This is a genomic window from Streptomyces sp. Alt3 (genome assembly GCF_030719215.1).
Taxonomy (GTDB): domain Bacteria; phylum Actinomycetota; class Actinomycetes; order Streptomycetales; family Streptomycetaceae; genus Streptomyces; species Streptomyces glycanivorans.
The window spans coordinates 6,961,180-6,983,916 of record NZ_CP120983.1 but is presented as its reverse complement, the minus strand read 5'-3'; the positions used below and the strand labels follow the sequence as shown (position 1 = coordinate 6,983,916).

22 protein-coding genes and 7 tRNA genes are annotated in these 22,737 nt (G+C 70.9%); 10 read left to right on the top strand and 19 right to left on the bottom strand.

Annotated features, from left to right (window positions below; translation table 11 throughout):
* Position 1: 1 nt before the first annotated feature.
* Together P8A20_RS30950 and P8A20_RS30945 are read right to left on the bottom strand one after the other, a co-directional pair.
* A complete protein-coding gene (locus tag P8A20_RS30950) occupies positions 2-1,243 on the bottom strand; it encodes a hypothetical protein (RefSeq protein WP_306104667.1) in 1,242 nt (413 codons plus the stop codon).
* Positions 1,243-1,842: a DUF4365 domain-containing protein gene (locus P8A20_RS30945; protein WP_306104666.1), complete on the bottom strand. Its 600-nt coding sequence runs from the start codon at positions 1,840-1,842 to the stop codon at positions 1,243-1,245. The genes P8A20_RS30950 and P8A20_RS30945 overlap by 1 nt, the downstream gene beginning before the upstream one ends.
* A 194-nt stretch (positions 1,843-2,036) precedes the next feature.
* Between P8A20_RS30945 and P8A20_RS30940 the strand changes: the two genes are divergently transcribed.
* Positions 2,037-2,762 (top strand): 3'-5' exonuclease, encoded by a 726-nt coding sequence (locus tag P8A20_RS30940; protein ID WP_041667632.1) that lies wholly within the window; start codon positions 2,037-2,039, stop codon positions 2,760-2,762.
* 61 nt (positions 2,763-2,823) lie between these two features.
* On the opposite strand, the gene P8A20_RS30935 is transcribed toward P8A20_RS30940, so the two are convergent.
* Positions 2,824-2,895: transfer RNA gene (locus tag P8A20_RS30935), tRNA-Val, on the bottom strand.
* Positions 2,896-3,010: 115 nt separating this feature from the next.
* On the opposite strand from P8A20_RS30935, the gene P8A20_RS30930 reads away from it, so the two are divergent.
* Positions 3,011-5,425 (top strand): SCO7613 C-terminal domain-containing membrane protein, encoded by a 2,415-nt coding sequence (locus P8A20_RS30930; protein ID WP_261988907.1) that lies wholly within the window; start codon positions 3,011-3,013, stop codon positions 5,423-5,425.
* 9 nt (positions 5,426-5,434) lie between these two features.
* Here the strand turns inward: P8A20_RS30930 and P8A20_RS30925 are convergent, their stop codons facing one another.
* The 7 genes from P8A20_RS30925 to P8A20_RS30895 all read right to left on the bottom strand — a co-directional run bounded on the left by P8A20_RS30925 (position 5,435) and on the right by P8A20_RS30895 (position 12,812).
* The gene (locus P8A20_RS30925) at positions 5,435-8,182 is read right to left on the bottom strand and encodes an exo-rhamnogalacturonan lyase family protein (RefSeq protein WP_306104665.1); all 2,748 of its coding nucleotides are present in this window, start codon (positions 8,180-8,182) and stop codon (positions 5,435-5,437) included.
* Between the two features lie 93 nt (positions 8,183-8,275).
* Complete coding sequence (locus P8A20_RS30920; protein ID WP_147962766.1) at positions 8,276-8,824, bottom strand: hypothetical protein; 549 nt, start codon at positions 8,822-8,824, stop codon at positions 8,276-8,278.
* A 48-nt stretch (positions 8,825-8,872) separates the two neighbouring features.
* Positions 8,873-9,733: a carbohydrate ABC transporter permease gene (locus tag P8A20_RS30915; RefSeq protein ID WP_147962309.1), complete on the bottom strand. Its 861-nt coding sequence runs from the start codon at positions 9,731-9,733 to the stop codon at positions 8,873-8,875.
* On the bottom strand, positions 9,730-10,722 hold the full coding sequence (locus P8A20_RS30910) for a carbohydrate ABC transporter permease (RefSeq protein WP_147962308.1): 993 nt from the start codon (positions 10,720-10,722) through the stop codon (positions 9,730-9,732). Before P8A20_RS30910 ends, P8A20_RS30915 begins: the two co-directional genes overlap by 4 nt.
* 11 nt (positions 10,723-10,733) lie before the next feature.
* Positions 10,734-12,020 carry an ABC transporter substrate-binding protein gene (locus tag P8A20_RS30905; protein WP_147962307.1) on the bottom strand — a complete coding sequence of 429 codons (1,287 nt, stop codon included), beginning with the start codon at positions 12,018-12,020 and terminating at the stop codon, positions 10,734-10,736.
* Positions 12,021-12,230: 210 nt separating this feature from the next.
* Positions 12,231-12,302 (bottom strand) — tRNA-Val (locus P8A20_RS30900).
* Positions 12,303-12,356: 54 nt separating this feature from the next.
* Complete coding sequence (locus tag P8A20_RS30895) at positions 12,357-12,812, bottom strand: TIGR02611 family protein (RefSeq protein WP_147962306.1); 456 nt, start codon at positions 12,810-12,812, stop codon at positions 12,357-12,359.
* A 190-nt stretch (positions 12,813-13,002) separates the two neighbouring features.
* Between P8A20_RS30895 and P8A20_RS30890 the strand changes: the two genes are divergently transcribed.
* Both P8A20_RS30890 and P8A20_RS30885 read left to right on the top strand, forming a co-directional pair.
* Complete coding sequence (locus tag P8A20_RS30890) at positions 13,003-13,416, top strand: SsgA family sporulation/cell division regulator (protein ID WP_003959770.1); 414 nt, start codon at positions 13,003-13,005, stop codon at positions 13,414-13,416.
* Between the two features lie 451 nt (positions 13,417-13,867).
* Positions 13,868-14,425 carry a CGNR zinc finger domain-containing protein gene (locus tag P8A20_RS30885; protein WP_147962305.1) on the top strand — a complete coding sequence of 186 codons (558 nt, stop codon included), beginning with the start codon at positions 13,868-13,870 and terminating at the stop codon, positions 14,423-14,425.
* Between the two features lie 102 nt (positions 14,426-14,527).
* Here P8A20_RS30885 and P8A20_RS30880 read toward each other — a convergent pair whose 3' ends face one another.
* The 3 genes from P8A20_RS30880 to P8A20_RS30870 form a co-directional block, all read right to left on the bottom strand.
* On the bottom strand, positions 14,528-14,683 hold the full coding sequence (locus P8A20_RS30880) for a hypothetical protein (protein ID WP_014157302.1): 156 nt from the start codon (positions 14,681-14,683) through the stop codon (positions 14,528-14,530).
* Positions 14,684-14,939: 256 nt separating this feature from the next.
* A complete protein-coding gene (locus P8A20_RS30875; protein WP_147962304.1) occupies positions 14,940-15,959 on the bottom strand; it encodes a LacI family DNA-binding transcriptional regulator in 1,020 nt (339 codons plus the stop codon).
* Positions 15,960-16,269: 310 nt separating this feature from the next.
* Positions 16,270-16,722 (bottom strand): hypothetical protein, encoded by a 453-nt coding sequence (locus P8A20_RS30870; protein WP_147962303.1) that lies wholly within the window; start codon positions 16,720-16,722, stop codon positions 16,270-16,272.
* Positions 16,723-16,876: 154 nt separating this feature from the next.
* Between P8A20_RS30870 and P8A20_RS30865 the strand changes: the two genes are divergently transcribed.
* Positions 16,877-17,392, top strand: coding sequence for a DsbA family protein (locus P8A20_RS30865; protein ID WP_306104664.1), 516 nt, complete (start codon positions 16,877-16,879; stop codon positions 17,390-17,392).
* A gap of 17 nt (positions 17,393-17,409) precedes the next feature.
* Here P8A20_RS30865 and P8A20_RS30860 read toward each other — a convergent pair whose 3' ends face one another.
* The 3 genes from P8A20_RS30860 to P8A20_RS30850 form a co-directional block, all read right to left on the bottom strand.
* Positions 17,410-18,246: a GNAT family N-acetyltransferase gene (locus tag P8A20_RS30860; RefSeq protein ID WP_147962301.1), complete on the bottom strand. Its 837-nt coding sequence runs from the start codon at positions 18,244-18,246 to the stop codon at positions 17,410-17,412.
* Between the two features lie 73 nt (positions 18,247-18,319).
* On the bottom strand, positions 18,320-19,141 hold the full coding sequence (locus P8A20_RS30855) for an aminotransferase class IV (RefSeq protein ID WP_147962300.1): 822 nt from the start codon (positions 19,139-19,141) through the stop codon (positions 18,320-18,322).
* Positions 19,138-20,190, bottom strand: a complete 1,053-nt coding sequence (locus P8A20_RS30850; RefSeq protein WP_306104663.1) for a chorismate-binding protein — start codon at positions 20,188-20,190, stop codon at positions 19,138-19,140. Before P8A20_RS30850 ends, P8A20_RS30855 begins: the two co-directional genes overlap by 4 nt.
* A gap of 144 nt (positions 20,191-20,334) precedes the next feature.
* Here P8A20_RS30850 and P8A20_RS30845 point away from each other — a divergent pair.
* The 5 genes from P8A20_RS30845 (at position 20,335) to P8A20_RS30825 (ending at position 20,777) form a co-directional block, all read left to right on the top strand.
* Positions 20,335-20,407 (top strand) — tRNA-Gly (locus P8A20_RS30845).
* A gap of 37 nt (positions 20,408-20,444) precedes the next feature.
* Positions 20,445-20,518, top strand: a tRNA-Cys gene (locus P8A20_RS30840).
* 1 nt (position 20,519) lies between these two features.
* Positions 20,520-20,591: transfer RNA gene (locus P8A20_RS30835), tRNA-Val, on the top strand.
* A 19-nt stretch (positions 20,592-20,610) separates the two neighbouring features.
* Positions 20,611-20,682, top strand: a tRNA-Val gene (locus tag P8A20_RS30830).
* A 23-nt stretch (positions 20,683-20,705) separates the two neighbouring features.
* Positions 20,706-20,777 (top strand) — tRNA-Val (locus P8A20_RS30825).
* 57 nt (positions 20,778-20,834) lie between these two features.
* Here P8A20_RS30825 and P8A20_RS38940 read toward each other — a convergent pair.
* The 3 genes from P8A20_RS38940 to P8A20_RS30815 form a co-directional block, all read right to left on the bottom strand.
* The gene (locus P8A20_RS38940) at positions 20,835-20,924 is read right to left on the bottom strand and encodes an MFS transporter small subunit (protein ID WP_413251899.1); all 90 of its coding nucleotides are present in this window, start codon (positions 20,922-20,924) and stop codon (positions 20,835-20,837) included.
* Positions 20,925-20,931: 7 nt separating this feature from the next.
* Positions 20,932-22,281, bottom strand: coding sequence for an L-lactate MFS transporter (locus tag P8A20_RS30820; protein WP_147962298.1), 1,350 nt, complete (start codon positions 22,279-22,281; stop codon positions 20,932-20,934).
* Positions 22,282-22,411: 130 nt separating this feature from the next.
* Positions 22,412-22,717, bottom strand: coding sequence for a TFIIB-type zinc ribbon-containing protein (locus P8A20_RS30815; protein ID WP_306104662.1), 306 nt, complete (start codon positions 22,715-22,717; stop codon positions 22,412-22,414).
* Positions 22,718-22,737: the final 20 nt, after the last annotated feature.

Sequence of the window (22,737 nt, the reverse complement as noted above, 5' to 3'; positions counted from 1 at the left end):
GCTACCCCTCCTCCCCCGTGCAGGCCTCCTCGAAGTGGTCGACGTTCTCCTGGAGCGACTTCATCAGCCGGTCCCGTTCCGCCTCGTCCACCTGGACCGGTGTCACCTGCGAGGCGCCGCTCAGCCTGCGGAATCCGCCGCGGTTCTCCAGCCTGCCCTCCACCCGCAGCGGCAGCCCGACCAGATGGGCGTGGCCGGCGATCCGGTAGGCCTCCTCGTCGAGCTCGATCCGTACGTGCGCGACCTCCGCCCCGGCCAGCACCCGCAGCCGTACGACGCCGGGGCCGCGGGGCCCCGAGCGGCGCAGCCGTACGACGGCGCCCGTGATACGCACGGCGACCGGCGGTTCGTCCCGCAGGTAGCGCGCTCCCGCCAGCCTGAGGGCGGGCAGGTCACCGGGCGAGAACTCGACGGGCTCGGGGCCGGCCGGGCAGCCCTCCGGGGTCCCGGCGGCGGGCGCCCAGGCCAGGGTGATCCTGATGCCCTCCGCTCCCCGGACGAGGGCGACCACAGCCTCGGTCAGCTCCCGGCTCACCCCCGCGGCGACAGCGGTGTCGAACGCCTCCGTCCCGCCGGTGGCCCGCTGGTAGTCGACGGCTTCCCGGGCCGCGTGCAACGCCGCGTAGAGCTGTACGGCGACGGGGCGTCCCGCGGTGACGGGGACGAACGCGGTGAGGCCGCGGCCGTCGTCGGTGGACCCCACGAGGGTCCCGTCCAGTGCGCTCCGGGCCTTCCTGCGGTGCCGGGCGCCGTGGTACCCGGCCCGGCCACGGACGGCGAGCGAACCGGCGAGGAGCACCTGGCGGGCCGCTGCGCGCAGCTGGTCGGCGCCGGCCCAGTCGGCGGCTCCCGCGGTCCCCTCCGGGACGTCGCGCCACCAGCGGATCTCGTCGCTGGGCACGGTGAGGGCGACCAGGATGTCGCGCGCGGAGGGGGCGGCGCTGCGGGTGAGCGCGGCGAGGGCCTCCGCGAGCAGGTCCTCGCTGTCGGGGAGGACCGCCGTGTCCGGCACGAGGAGACTGGTCCCCGTGGCGGCCGCGCCCGGCGGGACCCAGCGGCTGTAGCGGCCCTGCGCGCCTCCGCGCCGCTGCCAGCCGTGGCGGCGCAGCAGGACGCCGAGGACGCGCGGGTCGACGCGTGCGGGGTCTGGGCCCGGTCCGGGGTCCGGGCCGTCGGCGTACGGATGCGCGCGGCTGCCCGCGGGGGCCGTCCCTCCGGCGGGCTCGTCCATCGACCGGTGCATCAGGGTCTCCCTCCCGCCCCGACCCGGGCCATGATCTCGCAGAGTGCGCGGTCGTCGAAGATCCGCGAGGTCGGGATCCGCACGGTGGTCCGGTGCCGGCCCGTCACCGGGTGGCCGGCCAGATTCGTCCAGTAACAGCAGTACCGCAGGTCCAGCCCGTCGTGTCCGGCCCGCAGCCAGTCGTCCTGACTGCGGGGCACGAGCATCACGACCAGGATCTTGTGCACCGACACGGGGGTTCTCGCGAGCTTCACCAGATGGGCGTTGTCGAGGGTGAAGGAGAACGTGGCGCCGGGTGGGTTCGGGGCGATCTGGTAGGTGCATTTGAGCTGCACCTTGATGGTCACCTCGTCGTCGACGGTGTGGCCGGGGGCTCCGTGGCTGACGTGCCAGTCGATGCCGTTGTCGGGGAAGGGCTGCGAGAGCGAGCAGCCCGCCGCGGCGGCGACGGCGTGGAGGTAGCCCACCTGGAGGGTCTCCATGCAGGCGGTGGTGGCGAGTGTGCCGCGCATCGGTGGTGTGTTCCGCTGCTGCGGCGGCTTTCCCCCGTGGTCCTCGGTGCGGGCGGGACTCCCTGGGTTCGGCTGCGCGAGCGCCATGGCTCCGTGCCTTCCGGGCTGTGCCGACCGGTTGCCCGGTCTCCACTGGCGGGCTGGTCAACTTCCTTGCCCGTCCCTTGTGTTGTCACCGCAGGAGCCCGGCCGTAAACGGCGTATCAGGCATAGGGTGCGGGTATCACCGAACCGGGCAGAGGAATCCCGCCATCTGCTGTGCCGGCGCGAGGAGTTCGGGGATGACGCATTGGTTCGAGGGGCCGCTGGCGGCTTTTGACACCGAGACGACAGGCGTGGACGTCGAGGAGGACCGGATCGTTTCGGCCGCCCTCGTCGTCCAGGACGCGGCGGGCGGACGGCTCCGCGTCACCCGCTGGCTGGTCAATCCGGGGATTCCGGTGCCGCCCGGCGCCACCGAGATCCACGGTCTGACGGACGACCATCTGCAGCGCAACGGCCGGTGGCCCGCACCGGTCGTCGAGGAGATAGCCAGGTCGCTGGCGGAGCAGTGCGCGACGGGGCGGCCGCTGGTCGTGATGAACGCGCCGTTCGACCTGACGCTGCTGGACCGGGAGCTGAGGCGTCACCGGGCCTCGTCACTGGCCGGCTACCTGGGGAAGAAGCCGCTCTGCGTGCTGGATCCGCGGGTGCTGGACAAGCACCTGGACCGCTACCGCAAGGGCCGCCGCACCCTGACGGACCTGTGCGAGCTGTACGGGGTCACCCTGGACGGCGCGCACGACGCGGCGGCCGACGCCGCGGCCTCCCTCGAACTGGTGCGGGCGGTGGGGCGGCGGTTCTCGGCCCGGCTGGAGCGGCTGTCACCGGCGGAGGTCCACTCGCTGCAGGCGGTGTGGCACGCGGCCCAGGCCCGCGGGCTGCAGGCGTGGTTCGAGAAGAACGGTGCGCCGGAGGCGGTGGATCCGGCGTGGCCGCTGCGCCCGGAGCTGCCCGCGGCCGCCTGATCCCTGGCGGGTACGCGAAAGCCGGTCCGTCGATGCTGCTGACGGACCGGCTTTTCCCGGGTGGGCGATACTGGGTTCGAACCAGTGACCTCTTCGGTGTGAACGAAGCGCTCTCCCACTGAGCTAATCGCCCGGGAACGGGTTGAACCATACAGGGATCGGAGCCCTGGGTTCAAACTCCTACTCAGGTGCGGAACTGAGTAGGCGAGCCCATGCCGCCGGGTGTGTCCGCCGCCACACTCCCGTACATGAGACATGTGCCGCCGCCCGCCGAGGAATTGGCCCTCCTCGATCATGAACTGGCCCGGCTGGACGCCCGCCGGCTCCAGTTGCTGAGCCGTCGCGCCTGGCTCCTCGGTGTCCTGCGCGCACCGGCCGCCCCTCCGCCGCCTCCTCGGGCACCGTTCCCCCGGCCCTACGCCCAGGCGGCACCGGCACCCGTGCACGCACCCGCGCGCGGCGCGCAGAACGTACTGCTGGTGCTCGGCGGTCTGCTGCTCGCGGTCGCCGCGATCGCCTTCACGCTCTTCAGCTGGGGCGAGATGGGCATCGCCGGCCGTTCGGCGGTGCTGGCGGTGGTGACGGCGGGTGCGCTGGTGGCGCCCGCGCTGCTGCTGGGCCGCGGGCTGCCCTCGACGGCGGAGGCGGTGGCCGTCCTGGCCTTGGTGCTGACGGTGCTGGACGCGATCGCGCTGCACGCGGTCGCGGCGCCGGGGACGGACGGCCTCGCGTTCTCGGCGGTCGCGTCGGCGGTCCTGGTGGCGGTGTGGACCCTGTACGGACTGCTGCTCGGCCGGCTGCGGTCGCCCTTGCCCGCGGCCGTGGTGGCGGGGCAGTTCCCGCTGGTGTTCACCGCCTGGGCCGTGGAGGCTCCGGCGACCGGTTTCGCCTGGGCGCTCCTGGTGACGGCGGCGGCGGATGTCGTGGTGGCCTCGTGGGGCCGGGGGCCCGCCGTCCGGGTCACGGCGTACACGGGGGCGGTGCTGACGGGGCTGGTCTCACTGGCTCTGGCGCTGGTGCTGTCCGTGTCGGCGGACGGTGTGGACGGGGCTGTGGGCCCGGGCGCGCTGCTGCTGGCCGGAGCGGTGGTGGCGGTGGCCGGTACCTGGCGCGCGCCAGGGCCGACGGCCGTCCTCGGGGGTGTCGTGGGGGGCCTGGCGGCAGTGGCCGCGGTGGGCGGCGTGCCGGGTGCGGAGCTGCCGTGGCACTGGGCGGTCCTGGTGTATCTGCTGTGCGGTGCCGCCCTGTCGGCCGTGGTGCGGTTCCGGGTCCCCCGGCCTGTCGTGCGGGGGGTCCTGGGCGCGTCGGCCTCGGTCGTGGCGGGCGCGGTGCTGTGGGCTGCGCCCGTGGTCGCCGCCGCGCTGCTGGGGCCGGCGTCCGTTCCGGCGGGTGTGTGGTCCGGAGCACCGGGCGGTCTCCGGGACGCGGTGGGGCCGGCGGTGCCGTGGTCGGGGTCGGCCTCCGCCCCGGTGGTGCTGATGGTGGCCGCCGGACTGACGGCGGCGCTCCACTTCAGGTGGCCGCGGGCCCTCCCCGAGAAGGGATGGCGTATCGCGGCGGCGGCCGGTACGGCGGTTCTCGGCTGGGGTGCGGTGCTCGCGCTGCTCGCGGTGGCGGATGCGCCCTACGCGGTCGCCGTGGGCGTGGAACTTCTGCTGGTGGCGGCGCTGACGGCGCTCTCCGTGCGTCGCGCGGCCGACGCGCTCGCGGTGACCTCCGTGGTGTGCGCGCTGGTCGGGGCCCTGGGCGTAGGACTGCTGGGGCTGGCCGCCGAGCCGGCGACGCACGCCGTGTCCATGATGCTGGCCCTGCTGTTCGCCGCGGCGGCGGCCACCGCCCGGGTGCCCGTGGTGCGTTCGGTGCTCGCCTGCGCCGCGGTGCTGTGCGCGGTCGCCGTCACCTGCGCGGTGGGGGCGTCGCTGGGGTGGAGCGCCCCGCACACGGCCCCACTGGTACTGCTGGTGACGGCGGCGACGGTGCTCTTCGGGGCGCGGCTGCGGGAGCCCGCGGTAGCGCTCCCGGTGGAACTCGTGGGGGCTTTCGCCGCGGTGTTCGCGGTGGGCCTCTCGGTGACGGACGCGCCGTTCCTGGCGCTGGTGCTGGGATTGTGCGGGGTGCTGGCGTCGGCCACGGCTCTGCGGCCGGAGCGCAGGAGCGTGGCAGGGGGCCTCGCGGCCGGGCTGTTCGTGGCCGCGGCGTGGGTACGGCTCGCGGCCTCGGGGGTGACGGACCCCGAGGCGTACACGCTGCCGGTGTCGGTGGCCGCGTTCGCGGTGGGGCATGTGCGGCAGCGCCGGAATCCCGCCACGTCCTCATGGGTGGCCTACGGCCCGGCCCTGGCCATGACGATGGCGCCGAGCCTCCTCGTGGCCTGGGGTGACCCGCACTGGCTGCGCCCCCTGCTGCTGGGGGTCGCGGCGCTGGCCGTCACCCTGGCCGGTGCCCGGCTGCGGCTCCAGGCACCCCTGGTCCTGGGCGGTTCGGTCCTGGCGCTGGACGGCCTGCACGAGCTGGCCCCCCATGTGGTGCAGGTCTTCGACGCGCTCCCGCGCTGGGCGCCCCCGGCGCTCGCCGGGCTGCTGCTGCTCGCGGTCGGTGCGACCTACGAGCAGCGGCTGCGCGACGCGCGCCGGGTGCGGGAGAGCTTCGGCCGGATGCGTTAGAACCAGGCGCTACGGCATCTTGTCGCCGACGAGCGCGAGGTTCTGGATGGCCGCCAGGCCGTACAGGGCGGTGGTGTTGGTGCTGACCCAGGCCGCCTCACTGCCCGGTACGGGCCCGGTGGGCCCGTCGACCTTCCTGGTGCTCCAGTCGGTGCTCTCCTTGTAGTCCCAGGTGTCGGCGCTGCTGTAGAACTGCTTCCACGCCCGGGTGGCCAGGGTGACGTCACCGGTCCGTACGGCGGCGTAGGCGTCCTGGCGCGAGTGGCCCTGGAACAGCAGGAGGGTGCCGAAGTTGCTGCCGTAGCGGGCGGCCTGCTCGGCCTTGGTGGCGTTGAAGTAGCGGCAGTAGTCGATCCAGGCGGCCTCGAACGCCGGCATGTCGATCATGTCGATGAGTTCGGCGTTCAGCTCGACCAGGCCGAACATGGCCGACAGGTGCGAGACGCCCACCTCCGGTTTCTCGGCGATCGCGAACCTCCCGGTGTCGAGGTCGTAGAGACCGACGCCCTGCACGAAGCCGTTGGGCTGCGCGGCGATGGTCTCCATGGTCGACAGGACGCGGCTCCTGGCCTTCTCCCACTTGGGTCCGCGCCGTTCCCACTCGGTGAGCCAGGCGGAGACGAGGCCGCTCCAGTCCGTACCGAAGCCGATGGACAGCGCGTGGCGGTCCGGGGTGTAGGGCTCGGTACGGATCTTGCGGATCGGGTCGAGGGCCAGGAAGGTCTCGTCGGAGTCGACGTTGGCGTGCATGAGGTCACCGACGCGTTCGTCGGCGGTGAGGAAGTAGAACATGCGCCGGTAGGTGGTGTTGGCGATGCGCTGCTGCTTGGCGCTGTCGGCGTAGTGCTGGACACCGTGACGGGTGCCGAGTCCGGCCCATTTGCCCAGGTGGTAGACGTCGACCTCACCGGTGTGCCGGGTCATGGCCTCGGCGAAGCGGTAGATGTCGGCGCGTCCGGAGCGCATGTAGGCGTACCAGAGCCAGAGGTCGGGCGAGAGTTCGGAGTTGTCCCAGGCGTAGCCGCCGACGTCGTAGCACCACTGGTGACGGGTCGGATCGTAGGTGTGCATGATGTCGCCGTAGTCCCAGAAGCCGTACCAACGGCGCATCTCCACCTGGTCCTTGCAGTACGTGAAGAGGAAGTCCAGGTGGTCCTCGATCTTCGACTTCGCGGCGGTGGAACGGTCGGGCTCGGCGAACAGGCCGCCGAAGACCTTCGCCTTGACGAGCTGCTTCGGCGGGGCGGCGAGCTGGGGAGGAGTGCGTACGGCGTCGACCTGCTGGGCGAGTGTCTCGGGCGCGGGGGTCGATTCGTTGGCCCAGAAGAGCAGTTCGCTGGTCCTCGCGATGCCGTACGGGGTACCGAAGCCCGGTTCGTAGTCCTCGTACGTGATGTTGAGACCTTCGAGCTGTTCGGGGTAGGTCTCCTGTCCCATGCCGTCGTGGTAGAAGCGCAGGTCCATGGGCTGGGCCTCGGGCGACCAGAGCCAGAGGGTGACCTCGGCCTCGTCGGTGTGCGCGTCACGGATGTCGAGCTGGGCGGGGTGCTTCTCCCAGAAGTCGCGGAGCCCGAAGGAGAATCCCCCGCTCGGCCCTCCGACGTACCCGAACCCGGATGCCCTCCTGCCACCGCCCGCGCCGATCCAGCCGTGCCCCTTCTTCGTGCGCTTGCGCAGCCCGAAGCCGTCGGCGGACAGCTGGGAGAGCGTGTAGTCGCCCCATTCGGGGATGTACTGGAGCCGGGTGGTGACCCGCTGGTCCCAGGTGGCGGGGTCGGGGAGCTTCCGGCCGGCGAACTGCGCCTCGCGCACGGCCGCCCCGGGGTCGCGGCGCAGCCCGGTGACGCCCTTCACGGCCTCGCGCAGCAGACCTGTGCCGTCGCCGCCGATGCGGATGTGGCGGTCGTAGGCCTCGTCGCGCATGGGCACGGTGAAGCGGACCCCGAGGCCCCGCACGAAGTCGCCGCTCGCCTTGCCGGGCTCGAGGGTGCCGTCGTAGGTGATGGTGTGCACCATCCGGAAGGAGTCGGCGCCGGCGTAGAAGTAGAGGCGTACGGAGAACGGCATCCAGGACCGTGAGCCTCTGCGGTGCCTGCCGTCGATACGGACGACGGCCCGGACGGGCCCGTCCTGTTCGACAACTGCCTTCTCCACGACGCTCTCGAAGCGTTCGTACTTCTCACTGCCCTGGTCGCCGTCCTCGATCTCGCCCTGGCGCACGAGGACGAGCCGGCCGTCGCGGGCGATCACGGTGGAGCCGCGGGTGACGGTCCTGACGAGGGCGGACCCGTTCGTGCCGAGCTCGGCGGTGATCACCCCGGTCGAGACGGTGATGGTGCCGCCCCTGCGGACCGCTGTGACCCTCTTCGACGGCGCGGCGGGGTCGCCGGCGGTGAGCGAGAACTTCTTGGCGGTGGCTTCCGGGCCCACCGCGTGAGCGGTCCACTTGAGCGAGCCGTCGGGCCAGTAGCCGATCGGCCAGGTCTGGACGGGGACGTCCTTCCCGTCCTCCGTGGTCAGGGCGAACGTCTGGTCCTCGGTGTACCGGCCCCTGGGCCAGGGCACGCCGAGGGTGGAGCCGGGAGCGGCGCCGAGGCCGCCGGACTCCAGCCAGGTCAGGGCGACGGGCTCGTCGGTCCGCTCCGCGCTCCGGGCCGCCGCCGACGCGGGAGCGGCGCCGAGGGTCCAGCCGATCTGCGCGGCCGCGCCGGCCGCTGCCGCGGCCTTCAGGAGCGTTCTGCGGGGCATCCTGGACATGGTTGTGCCTCTCTCCGTGCGGGATTCGGGACAGGAATCGAACAGGGACGGGACGACGTACCGGAGACGGGTGGGACCGAGGGATCGGCGCGGTCAGCGGGAGAGCCCGCGTGCCCGCACCGCCGTGGCCGCGGCGGCGACTGCCCCGACGACGGGAACGGCAAGCGGCAGCACCAGCGAGCCGGAGAGCACGACGACGGCCATCCCGCAGACGAGCAGGAGGGAGCCGGCCGGGTCGCGGACCGTGTTCCGCCCGGCCTCGGCGAGGAGGGGGCGCCAGAGGGCTCCAGGCTCCCAGCACGAGGCCGCGCGGATCACGGCCACGAGGTACCCGATCATGGCCAGGATGCCGACGGCACCCACGAACGGCCCGCCGGGCAGCCCGGCCCGGACGGCCGCCAGATCGAGCGCGAGCAGAGCCGCGGCGGCCCATACGGACGCGCCGACGATCCATCCGCCGCGGGCGGCGGCCCGGGCGTCCCCGGCGAACTCGCGCAGGCCTCCGTGCTCACCGGCGAGGTGGCGGCGCAGGTGCCGGGTCCCCGCGGCGAAGGCCGCGGGGAAGGTGACCAGGGGCAGGGCGGCGAAGGCGATCCAGACGCCGGTGAGCAGGCATTCGGAGAACAGGGCGAAGCGGTCCATGAAGCGCGAACGCCGTTCCGCGGTGCGGGTCTTCGTCGCCACAGCGCGTCAGCCCTTCAGGCCCGAGGTGGCCATGCCGTCGATCAGGTACCGCTGGAAGGCGACGAAGAAGGCCAGCACCGGAAGAAGGGCCACCAACGACATGGCGATCATGCCGCCGTAGTCCGCCACCGCGTCCTGGTCGATGAACATCTTCAGCCCCATGGAGACGGTGTACTTGTCCGGCTCGTTCAGGTACAGCAGGGGGCCCATGAAGTCGTTCCAGGCGTTGATGAACGTGAAGATCGCGCTGGTGACGAGCGCCGGGCGGCAGAGCGGCATGACGATGGACCAGTAGGTCCTCAGGTGCCCGCAGCCGTCCAGCCGGGCGGCCTCGTCGAGCTCCTTGGGCAGTCCGCGCATGAACTGCACCATCAGGAAGACGAAGAAGGCGTCGGTGGCCAGGTACTTGCCGATCAGCAGCGGGGTGAAGGTGTTGATCAGCTCCAGCTTCTGGAACAGCACGTACTGCGGGATGATCAGTACGTGGTACGGCAGCAGGAGGGTGCCGATCATGACGGCGAACATGATGTTGCGGCCGGCGAAGCGCACCTTCGCGAAGGCGTAGGCGGTCAGCGAGCAGGACAGCACGACGCCCACGACGGAACCGACGGCTATGTAGGCCGAGTTCAGGAAGAACGTCGAGATCGGGATGTCGGCGATGCCCTCGGTGAGCCGGGTGTAGTTGTCACCGATCGGGTCGGCCGGGAACAGGTCCAGGGCGCCGATGATGTCCGCGCTGGGCTTGAACGAGGCACCGATCGTCCACACCACCGGGTAGAGGACCACGGCGAGGACGACGAGCGCACCGAGGTGCCAGGCGAGAGCGCCGGGTCCCCGGCGCCTTACGGCTGCGTAGCGGAGACTCATCGGCCGCCCTCCTCGTAGTGCACCCAGCGCTTCTGGGACCAGAACAGCACGGCGGTGACCAGGCCCACGGCGACCAGCAGCAGCCATCCCATGGCCGAGGCGAATCCCATGCGGCTGTTCACGAAGCCTTGTTCGTACAGGTAACAGGTGTAGACGAGCGTCGCGTCGGCCGGTCCGCAGCTGCCGTTGCTGACGATGTAGGCCGAGCCGAAGATCTGGAACGAGTGGATGGTCTCCAGCAGGACGTTGAAGAAGAGGACCGGGGAGATCATCGGGAGGGTGATGTGGAAGAACTTCCGCCAGCGGCCGGCGCCGTCCATCTCGGCCGCCTCGTACAGCTCCTGCGGGACCTGTTTGAGGCCGGCCAGGAAGATGACCATCGGCGCGCCGAACTGCCAGACGGTGAGGGCGATCAGAGCGTAGATGATCATCTCGGGATCGCCGATCCAGCCGCCGACCTCGAAGCCGAGCACCTTCTGGGTGCGGTCGACGATCGCGTCGTCCGAGAACAGCGCGCGCCAGACGATGGCCGCCGAGACGCTCGCACCGATCAGTGACGGGGCGTAGAAGGCCGCCCGGTAGAAGGACTGGCCCCACCGCTTCTGCGCCAGCAGCATGGCGACGGCGAGCGCGGCGGCCAGCTTGACCGGGGTGCCGATCAGCACGTACCAGGAGGTGACCTCCACCGACTGGCGCCAGCGTGGATCGGCGAACATGTCGGAGAAGTTCTGCAGGCCGATCCAGCGTGGCGCCTCGAACAGGTTGTACTCGGTGAACGACAGGTACAGCGAGAACACCATGGGTCCGGCGATCAGGAACAGGAAGCCCGCGATCCAGGGCGACATGAACAGATAGCCGGCCAGGTTCTCGCCGCGGCCGGGCCGCTTCGCTGCGTTAGCAGGGGGGCCGTCCTGCGAACCGCTCCGCCCGGGGACGGAGCGGTCGTCCCCGGGGGCGACGGCGCCCGGGGAGATCTGGATGTGAGTCACCGCAGTCCCTCTCAGTTCGCGGCGAGGGCGGTCTTCGCCTCGGAGAAGAACTGCTTCACGGAGTCCTTGGGCGAGGTCTTGCCCAGCGCCAGGTCGGCGCCGATGCGGAGGAAGGCCGCCTCGATGACGTCCGCGCCCGCCGGGTGCGGGGTGATGGGCTCGAGAACGCCCGCGTCGGCGATCGATGTCTCGTACGCGGCGATGGCCTTGCTGGGGGCGTCGGCGGGCTGGAACGCCTCGAACTGCGCGGTGGTGGCGGGCACGCCGCGGTCGTATCCCATGATCCGCGCGACCTCTGGGTCGTGGGTCATGAAGCTGATGAAGGTGGCCACCTCGGCGGGGTGCTTGGTGCGCGCCGTGCCGCTCAGCATCAGTGACCCGAGGTACTGGCCGGTCTTCTTGCCGTCGGTGCTCGGGATGGGCGCGAGGCCGTAACTGCTCTTGCCCTCCGCGCTGTAGCGGACGGAGAAGTTGTCCCAGGTGAACTCGCCGGCGGAGAGACCCTTGGCGGTCGCCGAGGCGGGCTTGATCTGCTCGACCTTGTTGGGGTCGGCGTAGAGCCCCGCCTCGACCCGCTCGAGGGCCTCGGTCCAGTACGGCAGCAGTTCGGCCTCGCCGAAGCCCATGCCGTCCTCGGTGAAGAAGGCCTTGCCGTTCTGGCGCAGGATCAGGTCGTACAGGTACATCACGCCGTGCGGTCCGGCGTCGCCGGCGATCTTCTGGCCGTTCTTGATCTTCTGGAGCCCGGCGTACCAGTCGTCCCAGGTCCAGCCGATCTCAGGCGTGATCCCGGCCTTCTCGTACACCTTCTCGTCGATGACCAGGGCCATCGAGTTGCTGCCGACCGGAACACCGAGGAGCTTGCCGTCGATCTCGGCGAACTTCTCCAGCCCGGAGCGGAAGCCGCCGAGGTCGAGGTTGCCCTTCTCCACCTGGGGGCTGAGATCGAGGAGGACGTTCTTCGCCTCGTACTTGCGCAGGAAGGTGACGGCGTTCTGGATGACGTCCGGGGGGTTGCCGCCGGCCGCCTGCGTGTTGAACTTCTTCCAGAAGTCCGGGTACTGCTGGAAGTCCGTCTTGACCTTGATCTTCGGGTGCTTCTTCTCGAAGAGGCCGACGCACTGCTGGATCTTCTTGGCGCGGTCGTCCGCTCCCCACCACGAGTGCCTGATGGTGACCGGACCGCCGGAACCGCCGCTGCCGGAGCCGCAACCGGCTGCGGTCAGCCCGAGACCGGCCGCCGAGAGGCCGGCCAGCTTCAGCAGCTGTCGCCTGTCCATGCCGTTGTTACGAGACATAGCTCGCCCCCACCGTTCGCATTGAATCGTTTTAGAAAGCGCTTGCTGGGCAAAAGTAAGGAGCAGCAGGGGGCGCGTCAACGGTTAGGACGAAATTTCGATGGCGTGACGACGGGCCGAACGGACGGCGGAAATCGCGGCACGGGGCGCATCACGGAAACGCCGAGGGCCCGGAAGCTTCTCGGAAGCTTCCGGGCCCTCGGGCCGGGGTGGGCGATACTGGGTTCGAACCAGTGACCTCTTCGGTGTGAACGAAGCGCTCTCCCACTGAGCTAATCGCCCCGGCGCATCGCAAACATTACCCCATGTCAGGGGTGCCGCCGGACCACCTCCGGGTCACTGGTCGATCTTCCACGGCATCACGATGCCGAACTTCCAGACGTAGATCCCGACCAGCACCGCGATGATCACGAGACCCACCGCGGTGAGGATGATGTTGCGGCGCCTGACCTTGGGATCGAGGGCACGCTGTGCCGCCTCGGTGACCTTGCGCCGGGTCCAGCGCAGCACGAGCTGCGCCCAGACGAACTCCGTCGCCCAGATCGCCATGCCGCCGAAGATCACCAGCCATCCCGGGCCGGGCAGCGGCAGCATCACGATGCCCGCCCCGACCACGGCGAGGCCGACGACGAAGATCCCGACCTGCCAGCTCAGGTGGAGAACCCTCGATCCCTTGATGAACCCGGGCGCCCGCGAGCCCAGCTCACGCTCCGCCGTGTTCTCGTCCCCCGCAGCGGACCCAGGGGCCGCCGTCGCGGCGACCTCTTCCCGCTCGTCACTCTCCGCGTTCATGAAGCCCAACCTACCGGAACGGCGATCGTCACCGGAATGGACGCATGACTCAAAGTTACACACCGCTGGACGAGGGACCTGAAGCATCACAAATAGGTCAGAGGGGTTTACAACGCCACCGTAGGTGGCATGTCGATTTCGCCGACGTGCGAATCCCCGAGCGCACACTGAGCGAAAGGCCCTGGCGCTTATGAACACCACGGTCAGCTGCGAGCTGCACCTGCGCCTCGTTGTGTCGAGCGAGTCCTCACTGCCTGTACCCGCGGGCCTGCGGTATGACACGGCCGATCCCTATGCCGTGCACGCCACCTTCCACACCGGAGCGGAGGAGACGGTCGAATGGGTTTTCGCCCGTGACCTCCTTGCCGAGGGGCTGCACCGGCCCACCGGCACCGGAGACGTCCGCGTCTGGCCATCTCGAAGTCACGGCCAAGGCGTCGTCTGCATCGCACTGAGCTCCCCGGAGGGCGAAGCCCTGCTGGAAGCCCCGGCAAGGGCCCTGGAGTCGTTCCTGAAGAGGACCGACGCCGCGGTACCGCCCGGCACCGAGCATCGTCACTTCGACCTCGATACGGAGCTCTCACACATCCTGGCCGAGAGCTGAGCCAGGCCGAGAGCTGCGCGACGCCGTCCGACTCGGGGAGACGGCGTCACGCGGACAACCTCATAGGGCACACACCGGCGCCGTCGCCGCGGAACCCACCGCGGCGGCGGCGCGGGTGTGTGCGCACGGCGGGCGGTGGGGCCTGGACGCGCAGACGGGACGCGGGGCCCGGACAGCGCGGGACGCTGCGGGGTCCGGGCAGCGGCTGACGACGCCGGGCGGCGAGCGCCGTCGCCACATCCGCATCATCCACCTCCCGCACCCCGCGTCTCCCTCCCGAAGGCCCTCCAGAGCCACCAGGAGCCTCCCCAGGCTCCGGCGGTGCGGGCCCGCCGGGAAATGGACTCCCCTCCCCCACGGGGCCCGCACCGGGCCCTGCGCGCCTCCGCCGAGCCAGTAGAGTCAGCCGGCATCGGCGGACGCCCGTCCGCCGGAGGCCAGGGAGCGAAACGTGCTGATCCCTCACGACACCCGCATCGCCCTCGACGTGGTGGTCGATCTGGTGAACACCGCACCCGAGGAGGGTTCGGGCGACGGGCTCGCGGAACTGACCGCGCTGTATGCCTTCGCGGAACGCCACCACATCAGCGGTGTGGGGGCCCTCGGCGACAAGGACCTGCAAGCCGTGCTGGACGTCCGGAGCCGGTTCGCCGAGATATTCGCGGCGTCCGACGCCCGCACCGCCGCCGACCTGGTCAACGCCCTGGTGGCCGAGGCCGGCACCACGCCGCAGCTCACGGACCACGATGGCTATGACTGGCACATCCACTACTTCGCGCCGGACGCCTCCGTCGCGGACCATCTCGCGGCCGACTGCGGGATGGCCCTGGCCTTCATCGTCGTGGCGGGAGAGCAGGACCGGCTGCGGCGATGCGAGGCCCCGGACTGCCGGGACGCCTTCGTCGACCTGTCGCGCAACCGCTCCCGCCGCTACTGCTCCAGCCGCACCTGCGGCAACCGGCTCCACGTCGCCGCCTACCGTGCCAGGCGCCGGGAAGCGGCAGGCTGACCGGCCTCGGACCCCGTGACCGCTGTCCACCGTCGGGAGGGGGCCGGCCCTGCGGGGCGGCGGGCGTCCGGGCCCGGCGGCCGCCCGCGGGAGGCCGGCCGCTCACAGGAGGAAGAGATCGTGCAGGGCGGCCATCAGCAGCAGGCCGCCGACCACCGTCAGGAAGATCATCAGCGGCGGCTGGGAAAGCGCGAAGAGGCAGCCACGCGGCTCTTCGGCAGGGGATGCGGGGGCGTCGCCCCGGGAGGTGTCCACCATCTCGTAGCGATCATGACGCAGAGTTGCCCCTGTTGGCGATCAACGAAGCCCTTGGCAGGGGTAGTTCACCCGCTCCGGGTCGCAAGGATTCGCTCCCCCGTCCGAAGCCCCCGCACGCGTTCGCTCCGCACGCCTCCCGTCGGCCGGAGCGAGCCGGTCGGACCTGCGATGTACAGGCCGGCGATGTCGGACCGGAGAGCTCAGGCGGCCGACGTCGGACCGGAGATTCCAGGCCCGTGACGCCGGGCCCGCGAAGTCATCGCGGGGCGGCGCTGGAGGCGCGTACGACGAGCTCCGGCTGGAGGACCACGCTCCGGTGCCGGTGGCTGCCGTTCTCGTCGTCCGCCTCCTCCAGGAGGAGCTCGGCCGCCATCCTGCCCATCACCACGGCGGGCTGCCGGACCGAGGTGAGGGGTACGGCGGCGGCCGCGGCGAACTCGATGTCGTCGTAGCCGACGATGGCGACGTCCTGCGGCACCCGCACACCCGCCGCGTACAGCGACTGCAGGACGCCGAGGGCCAGCAGGTCGTTGGCGCAGAACACCGCGGTCGGCCGGGGGACGAGGCCGAGCAGCCTGGCCCCGGCATCGCGGCCCGCAGCCACGTCCAGACGGTCGGAGGGGATCTCGACGAGCGCCTCGGGGCCGAGCCCCGCCTCGGCGAGGGCCGCCAGGGCACCCTCGCGGCGGTCCCTGATCTGATGCAGGTCGCCGGGCCCGCTCACGTAGGCGACCGAGCGGTGGCCCGCCTGGACGAGATGCCCGACGGCGAGCGTGCCGCCCCGCACGTCGTCCACGGAGACGGCGCAGCTGTCGGTGGACGCCGCCACCCGGTCGACCAGCACGTACGGGATCCGGTGGCGGGCGAATGCCTCGAGGTTGCCGCCGTCGGCGTCGGCCGGGGTGACCAGCACCCCGCAGACCCGTTGCTCGGCGAAGAGCCCGAGGTACTCGGCCTCCTCCTCCGGGCTCTGGCCGCTGTTGCAGACCATCACGCCGAGACCGGCGTCCCGGGCCGCGCGCTCGGCGCCGCGGGCGATGTCGACGAAGAACGGGTTGCCCATGTCCAGCACGAGCAGTGCCATGATGCGGCTGCGCCCCGCCCTGAGCTGGCGGGCGGATTCGCTGCGTACGTACCCCAGGTCCTCGATCGCCGCCAGTACACGGGCCCGGGTGTCGGGAAGCACCGCCTCGGGGCGGTTGATCACATTGGAGACCGTGCCCACCGAGACTCCGGCCTGCCGGGCCACGTCCTTGATCCCTGCCACACGACCCACTTGCCCTGCCCCACTGATGTCTGTCGCAGTCGCGCGCCTGGCCGCTGGTCCGCCCACGGACGCCCGACGTGGTCCGTACACGTTTCCGCCCGGACCGCGCCCCGTCGGATTGAATTGTTTCAATCCGTTCGCACGCTAACCGGATCTTCGGGATACCGTCAAGATCGGCGCGATGCAACCCGAATATACCGAGCCGTGGGACCTCGACGAAGACCCGAGTGGCTCATACGTGGATGAATCGATTCACCACCCAATGGCCACCCCGGTCCTCCTCACCCGACGACGCGGCAGCGTGACCCCGAGCCCTCCGTCAGATCCCGTGCTTCTTCAGGATGGCCTCGATGTCGCTGAAGTCGTCGCCGGGCGCGGCTCCCTGCTTCTTCTTCGGCTGCCCCTGCGGGGCAGCCGCTCCGGCTCCGGAGGTCAGCGGGGGCGACGCGGAGGCCGGCGCCACCGCGCCCCGGCTCCCGGCGGCCTTCGCGGCCCTGCGCTCCTTGCGGGTCGAACCGCTGCGCCGCTCCACGGCTCGCGTCGTCATGAAGAGCAGCCAGGCCGCGGCCAGCAGGCCGAAGCCGATCCAGACGCTCGGCTTGAACGCGATGTCCGACGCCCACTGGACGACACCCGTCATCACCAGACCGACAGGCACCAGCGAATAGGCGAGGACACGTGTCGCCGTCAGGAACCGCTTCCGGTACGCGGTGATCGCGGCGATGCCGAGACCGGCCGCCGACACCGCGGAACAGATGGTCTCGGCAAGCATCGGAACCTCCGTGGATCGGGATACGTCCCTTCCATCCTGCACCGGTCACCGCCTCGGGAGCCACGGTGCCGGGCCACATCAGGGACTTTTCAGGGCCGCGCTCCTCCCCAGGTCCCGATTGGGAGGCGCAGGTCCGGCCTGGAAGACTGGCCGCATGAGCGATTCCTCCTCCGCAGCGCCGGTCGTCCTCGACGTCTGGTGCGAGCTCGAGTGTCCCGACTGCCACCTGGCCCTCTCCGACGTCCACGCGCTGCGCGCCCGCTACGGCGACCGGCTGGAGGTCCGGCTGCGCCACTTCCCGCTGGAGAAGCACAAGCACGCCTACGCGGCGGCGCAGGCCGCCGAGGAGGCGATCGTCCAGGGCAAGGGATGGCCGTACATCGAGGCCGTACTGGCCCGGACCGCCGATCTGGCCCGCTCGGGCGAGCCCCTGCTGATCGAGGTGGCGGGCGAACTGGGTCTGGACACCGAGGAGTTCGACACCGCGCTCATCGACGGCCGGCACCTGCTGATCGTGGACGCGGACCAGGCCGAGGGCAAGGCGATCGGCGTCACCGGTACCCCCACCTATGTGATCGGGGACGAGCGGCTGGACGGCGGGAAGAGCCAGGAAGGGCTGCGGGGGCGCATCGAGGAGATCGCCGACCGGCTGCTCGCCGGCCAGGGCTGACCCGCGCCCCTGCTCCGCTACAGCGCCTTGGCCAGGTTGTACTGCGTCACCTCGTAGCCGAGCGACTCGTACAGGCGCAGCGCCGGGGTGTTGGAGGCGAAGACGTGCAGGCCGAGCAGTCCGAGGCCCGCGTCGAGCGTGACATCCTCGGCGAGGTGCATCAGGGCCCGCCCGTATCCGCGTCCCCGGTGTCCCTCCCGCACCTCGACGTCGAACACGTAGCCGAGGTCATGGCCTTCCGGCTCCTCACGTCGCGCAACCCAGACGTGGCCGACGACGGCGCCGTCGTGGACGAGGACGTGGAAGTACATACCGGGGGTGGCCGGCCCGTCCGGCAGGTTCGCGGCGTGGTCGGTCTCGGACTTGCGCCGGGCCTGCTCCTCCGGCACACCGCGCTCCATCCAGCTCTGCGCGTACGTCCCGACGCTGACCGCCGCCCACTCGTCGAACTCCCGCTCCGTCATCCGGCGCCCGGTGACCCCGGGGGGCAGCGCGGGGGCGGTGCGCCGCAGGGTCTTCAGCATGTTCCGGCTGCGCTCGGTGTAGCCCAGCACGGCCGCCAGGGCCTGGGCCGCGGAGTTGTCCGCAGGAGCCACCAGACGGACCTGGGTGCACCCCCAGCCGCGGAGCACCTCCTCGGCAGCGAGGGCGGCGATGGTCCCGCGCCCGCGGCGGCGGTGCGCCTCCTCGATGCCGAGCGACCGGAGTATGCCCGCCGACGGGCCGAACGCCGGGTCGGTGGAGATACCGACGGCTCCCACGCGCCGCCCGTTGTCGCACACGTCGTACGTGCGTGCCCGCGCGCCGTCGGCGCCTTGCTGGACCGGCTCGGCCGGCCGGATGGTCGTCGTCATCAGGGTGTTCTATCCGCTGGACGGCGGGCCGTCACCCTCTTTACGGATTCCGGCGCTCCGGACCGGGCCTCGCTCACGGGTCGAGATCGCCCGCCGCGCGCTCCTCGAAGACCCGCATGGCCTTCGCCGTCACGGGCCCGGGAGCGCCGGGCAGCTCCCGGGCGTCGATCCGGTGGACGGCCTGGATGTCGCGGAGCGTGGAGGTCAGGAAGATCTCGTCGGCCCGTTCGAGCACGTCGAGCGGAAGCTCGGTCTCCTGGGCGCCCGTCCATTCCACCGTCAGCGCGCGGGTGATTCCGGCGAGGCACCCGGAGGCGATCGGAGGGGTGTGGATGCGGCCGTCGAGGACGACGAAGACGTTGGAGCCGGTTCCCTCGCAGAGCTGTCCGACCGTGTTGGGGAAGATCGCCTCGGAGGCGTCCTGCTCGTGGGCGCGCGCGAGGGCGACGACGTTCTCCGCGTACGAGGTGGTCTTGAGGCCCGTCACCGCGCCACGCTCGTTGCGGGTCCAGGGGACCGTGACGACGGCGGTGCTGTCGGGCCGGCGGGCCGTCCCGCCCAGGGCGACGACCAGGCTGGGCCCGGCGTCGCCACGGTCGGAGCCGAGGGGTGAGAGACCGCCGGTGTAAGTGATCCGCAGCCGTCCGAGCTCCACGGGGTTCGCCTCGACGACGGCCGCCACCGCACGGCGGACGGCGTCGTGGTCGGGGTCGGCCAGGCCCAACCCCCTCGCCGAGCGTGTCAGCCGCTCCAGGTGACGGGTGAGGGCGAAGGCCCGGCCCTCGGCGACCCGGACCGTCTCGAAGACGCCGTCGCCCACGGTCAGCCCGTGGTCGAGCACCGACAGCCGGGCGTCATCGGCGTCCCGCAGCCCGCCGTTGACCCAGATCCTCATGACGCGGTCCTTCCTGTTTCCTGGTGGTCGCCCGACGCTACAGCGAGCAGCCTCGATGCCTTGAGCTCGGTCTCCGCCCACTCACGCTCCGGATCCGAGCCCCAGGTGATGCCCGCCCCCGTGCCGAAGCGGAGGAGGGGGGCGGACCCCGTGCGGTCGATCCAGAAGGTCCGTATGCCGACGGCCAGCTCCGCGGCGCCCCGGTCGGCGTCCACCCAGCCGACCGCTCCGCAGTAGGGCCCGCGCGGGGCCGTCTCCAGCGCGTCGATGATCCCGAGCGCGCTGGACTTGGGTGCGCCGGTCACGGAGCCGGGCGGGAACGCGGCGGTGAGCAGCTCGGGCCACCCGACGCCGTCGGCGAGCCGCCCGCGCACGGTGGAGACGAGGTGGACGAGTCCGGGGTGCTTCTCCACGGCGCACAGGTCGGGGACACTCACGCTGCCGGGCACGCAGACCTTGCCGATGTCGTTGCGGACCAGATCCACGATCATCACGTTCTCCGCGTGGTCCTTCTCCAGCAGATCGTCCTCGGTGCGCCCGGTCCCCTTGATCGGTCCGGATTCGACGGTCCGGCCGTCGCGCGCGAGGAAGAGCTCGGGGGAAGCGGTCGCGATCTCCACGCCGTGCTCCGGGAGCCGGATCGTGCCCGCGTAGGGGGCCGGGTTGCCGCGGGCCAGCAGGGCGGTGAGGGCGTCCACGTCTGCCCGCGGGCCCGGCAGCGGCGCGGACAGGACGCGGCAGAGGTTGGCCTGGTAGACATCGCCGGCCGCGATGTGTTCACGGATCCGTCGCACGCCCGCCGTGTAGGCGGCCTTGTCGAGCGAGGACGTCCAGTCCTCGGGCTGGGGCCCGCGCCAGGCGCCGGGTACAGGGAGGGGCACCTCCTCGGGGCGCACGGTGTCGAAGCGGGCACAGACGAGACGCCCCTCGAAGTCGGCGGACACCGCCCAGAAGCCGGATGATTCGAGGGCGGCCGGATCGCTGGTGACGTCCCGCAGACCGGTGGCGACGAGGCCGCCGAAGCGGGCGAGAGGGGTGAGGTCGTGCACGTGACCGAGTCTAGGACGGCACCCGGTGACCTGCGGCGGGCGGCGCTGCCGCAGCACGCTGCGCAAACGCGTTTTTGTACTGGCCCGGGAATCCGCTAGAGTTCAACACGTCGCCGGGACGCGCAAGCGGACCGGGAAAGACAAGCGGACGTAGCTCAGTTGGTAGAGCGCAACCTTGCCAAGGTTGAGGTCGCCAGTTCGAACCTGGTCGTCCGCTCGCAGAAGGTGGGGGATCTTCCCGAACCCCCATCCCTGGTGGAGTGGCCGAGAGGCGAGGCAACGGCCTGCAAAGCCGTCTACACGGGTTCAAATCCCGTCTCCACCTCCAAGGACGATTAGCTCAGCGGGAGAGCACTTCCCTGACACGGAAGGGGTCACTGGTTCAATCCCAGTATCGTCCACCGGTCCGCAAGGATCCCCGCGCGATTAGCTCAGCGGGAGAGCGCTTCCCTGACACGGAAGAGGTCACTGGTTCAATCCCAGTATCGCGCACGTAGTACACGCAGGGTCACCCTGCGCGATTAGCTCAGCGGGAGAGCGCTTCCCTGACACGGAAGAGGTCACTGGTTCAATCCCAGTATCGCGCACCGTCAAGAACCCCCGGTCGTTTCGACGACCGGGGGTTCTTTCGTGCTGGGCGGATCTCAGCCGGTGAAGAGCTGGGTGGCCTTACGGGCGAGCTCGTACAGTCCGTAGGCGAACGGGACGGCGACCCAGAGCCAGACGAACACCATGAGTGGCTTACGACTGCTGGTGGACACGGGGGCTCCCTTCCGGTGCCTCGTGGAAGCGTGCGTGGACCGGGCGGATGCATTCGTTGGCGACGAAGCCGACGACCAGCAGCCCGATCATGATCGTGAGGGAGGTCGTGTAGAGGCTGGGGCCACTGTGTCCCGCCCGCTCCCCCGCGTCCGCGACCCGGTTGACGATGAGCGGTCCGAGCACCCCGGCCGTGGACCACGCGGTCAGCAGCCGTCCGTGGATGGCTCCCACCTGGTACGTCCCGAAGAGGTCCCGCAGGTAGGCGGGAGCGGTCGCGAAGCCTCCGCCGTAGAAGGAGAGGATCACGAGCGCGCAGCAGATGAAGAGCGGCTTGGAGTCGTTGCCCAGCTGGGCGATGACCACGTACATGAGCGCGCCGACGCCGAGGTAGACCCGGTACATGTTCTTGCGGCCGATCAGGTCCGAGGTGGAGGACCACAGGAGGCGGCCGCCCATGTTGGCCAGGGAGAGCAGGGCGACGAAGCCCGCCGCCGCGGAGACCGAGACCGGGGTGGAGGTGTCCGTGAAGAAGTCCTGGATCATCGGCACGGCCTTCTCCAGGATGCCGATGCCCGCGGTGACGTTCATGCAGAGCACCACCCACAGGCACCAGAACTGCGGGGTGCGCAGGGCGTTGCGGGCCGAGACCTGGGCGTTCGTGACGAGCCTGCGGGTCTCCTGCTTCGGTTCCCAGCCGTCGGGGAGCCAGCCGTCCGGCGGCACCCTCACGAGGAGGACGCCGAGCGCCATGAAGGCCGCGTAGACGACCCCGTGGACGAGGAAGGCCGTGGCGATCCCGGAGCGGTCGGTGCCGAAGCTCTCCAGCATCCCGGTGGACCAGGGCGAGGCGATGAGGGCGCCGCCGCCGAATCCCATGATGGCGATGCCGGTCGCCATGCCGGGACGGTCGGGGAACCACTTGATGAGCGTGGAGACGGGCGAGATGTAGCCGATGCCGAGTCCTATGCCGCCGATGAAGCCGTAGCCGAGGACGACCAGCCAGTACTGGCCGGTCGCGGCGCCGAGCGAGGCGACGAGGAAACCGGAGGAGAAGCAGACGAGCGAGACGAACATCGCCCAGCGTGGGCCGTTGCGTTCGACGAGGGTTCCGCCGAACGCGGCGGAGAGGCCGAGCATGACGATGCCCAGCTGGAACGGAAGAGCACTGGCGGTACCCGAGAGGTCGAGAGCGGATTCGAGCGGGGGCTTGAACACGCTCCAGGCGTAGGCCTGTCCGATGGAGAGGTGCACGGCGAGCGCGGCGGGCGGCACGAGCCAACGGCTCCACCCCGGGGGCGCGACAGTTCGGGACCTGTCGAGGAAGTTCATGCACCCGCACTCTAGGCACCGGCGTCGGCGATGACTAGATCATGAACGGAAGTCCGTCGACCGTATGCAATGCGGGTCCGGGCGCGGAGCCCGGACCCGCCCTGCGGGCACCACCGTTCAGGACACGGGATCAGGAGCTGAACAGCATCCGGCCGAAGCTCTTCTGGCGGTGGTGACCGCCGTAGTGACCGCCCTGGTGCGGCGCTCCCCAGGCGGGGGCCGGCGCGGCGGGGTAGGCCTGCTGGGCGGGGTAGGGCTGCTGCGGGGCGGGCGGCGCGGGCGGGGCCTGCTGCGCCCACTGCGACTCCAGGCGGGTCAGGGACTCCAGCTCGCCGTAGTCGAGGAATATCCCGCGGCAGCCGCTGCACTGCTCGATCTGGACGCCGTTGCGGTTGTACGTGTTCATCTGGGCATGGCACTTGGGACACTGGATCATCGGACGGTCTCCTCATGTCG

What these genes read in the sequence shown, in the direction of transcription:
- P8A20_RS30950 (WP_306104667.1), bottom strand. Translation starts at nt 1,243, where the DNA reads ATGCACCGGTCGATGGACGAGCCCGCCGGAGGGACGGCCCCCGCGGGC.
- P8A20_RS30945 (WP_306104666.1), bottom strand. Translation starts at nt 1,842, where the DNA reads ATGGCGCTCGCGCAGCCGAACCCAGGGAGTCCCGCCCGCACCGAGGAC.
- P8A20_RS30940 (WP_041667632.1), top strand. Translation starts at nt 2,037, where the DNA reads ATGACGCATTGGTTCGAGGGGCCGCTGGCGGCTTTTGACACCGAGACG.
- P8A20_RS30930 (WP_261988907.1), top strand. Translation starts at nt 3,011, where the DNA reads ATGAGACATGTGCCGCCGCCCGCCGAGGAATTGGCCCTCCTCGATCAT.
- P8A20_RS30925 (WP_306104665.1), bottom strand. Translation starts at nt 8,182, where the DNA reads ATGTCCAGGATGCCCCGCAGAACGCTCCTGAAGGCCGCGGCAGCGGCC.
- P8A20_RS30920 (WP_147962766.1), bottom strand. Translation starts at nt 8,824, where the DNA reads ATGGACCGCTTCGCCCTGTTCTCCGAATGCCTGCTCACCGGCGTCTGG.
- P8A20_RS30915 (WP_147962309.1), bottom strand. Translation starts at nt 9,733, where the DNA reads ATGAGTCTCCGCTACGCAGCCGTAAGGCGCCGGGGACCCGGCGCTCTC.
- P8A20_RS30905 (WP_147962307.1), bottom strand. Translation starts at nt 12,020, where the DNA reads ATGTCTCGTAACAACGGCATGGACAGGCGACAGCTGCTGAAGCTGGCC.
- P8A20_RS30895 (WP_147962306.1), bottom strand. Translation starts at nt 12,812, where the DNA reads ATGAACGCGGAGAGTGACGAGCGGGAAGAGGTCGCCGCGACGGCGGCC.
- P8A20_RS30890 (WP_003959770.1), top strand. Translation starts at nt 13,003, where the DNA reads ATGAACACCACGGTCAGCTGCGAGCTGCACCTGCGCCTCGTTGTGTCG.
- P8A20_RS30880 (WP_014157302.1), bottom strand. Translation starts at nt 14,683, where the DNA reads ATGGTGGACACCTCCCGGGGCGACGCCCCCGCATCCCCTGCCGAAGAG.
- P8A20_RS30870 (WP_147962303.1), bottom strand. Translation starts at nt 16,722, where the DNA reads ATGCTTGCCGAGACCATCTGTTCCGCGGTGTCGGCGGCCGGTCTCGGC.
- P8A20_RS30865 (WP_306104664.1), top strand. Translation starts at nt 16,877, where the DNA reads ATGAGCGATTCCTCCTCCGCAGCGCCGGTCGTCCTCGACGTCTGGTGC.
- P8A20_RS30860 (WP_147962301.1), bottom strand. Translation starts at nt 18,246, where the DNA reads ATGACGACGACCATCCGGCCGGCCGAGCCGGTCCAGCAAGGCGCCGAC.
- P8A20_RS30855 (WP_147962300.1), bottom strand. Translation starts at nt 19,141, where the DNA reads ATGAGGATCTGGGTCAACGGCGGGCTGCGGGACGCCGATGACGCCCGG.
- P8A20_RS38940 (WP_413251899.1), bottom strand. Translation starts at nt 20,924, where the DNA reads ATGGTGTTCGTCTGGCTCTGGGTCGCCGTCCCGTTCGCCTACGGACTG.
- P8A20_RS30820 (WP_147962298.1), bottom strand. Translation starts at nt 22,281, where the DNA reads ATGAACTTCCTCGACAGGTCCCGAACTGTCGCGCCCCCGGGGTGGAGC.
- P8A20_RS30815 (WP_306104662.1), bottom strand. Translation starts at nt 22,717, where the DNA reads ATGATCCAGTGTCCCAAGTGCCATGCCCAGATGAACACGTACAACCGC.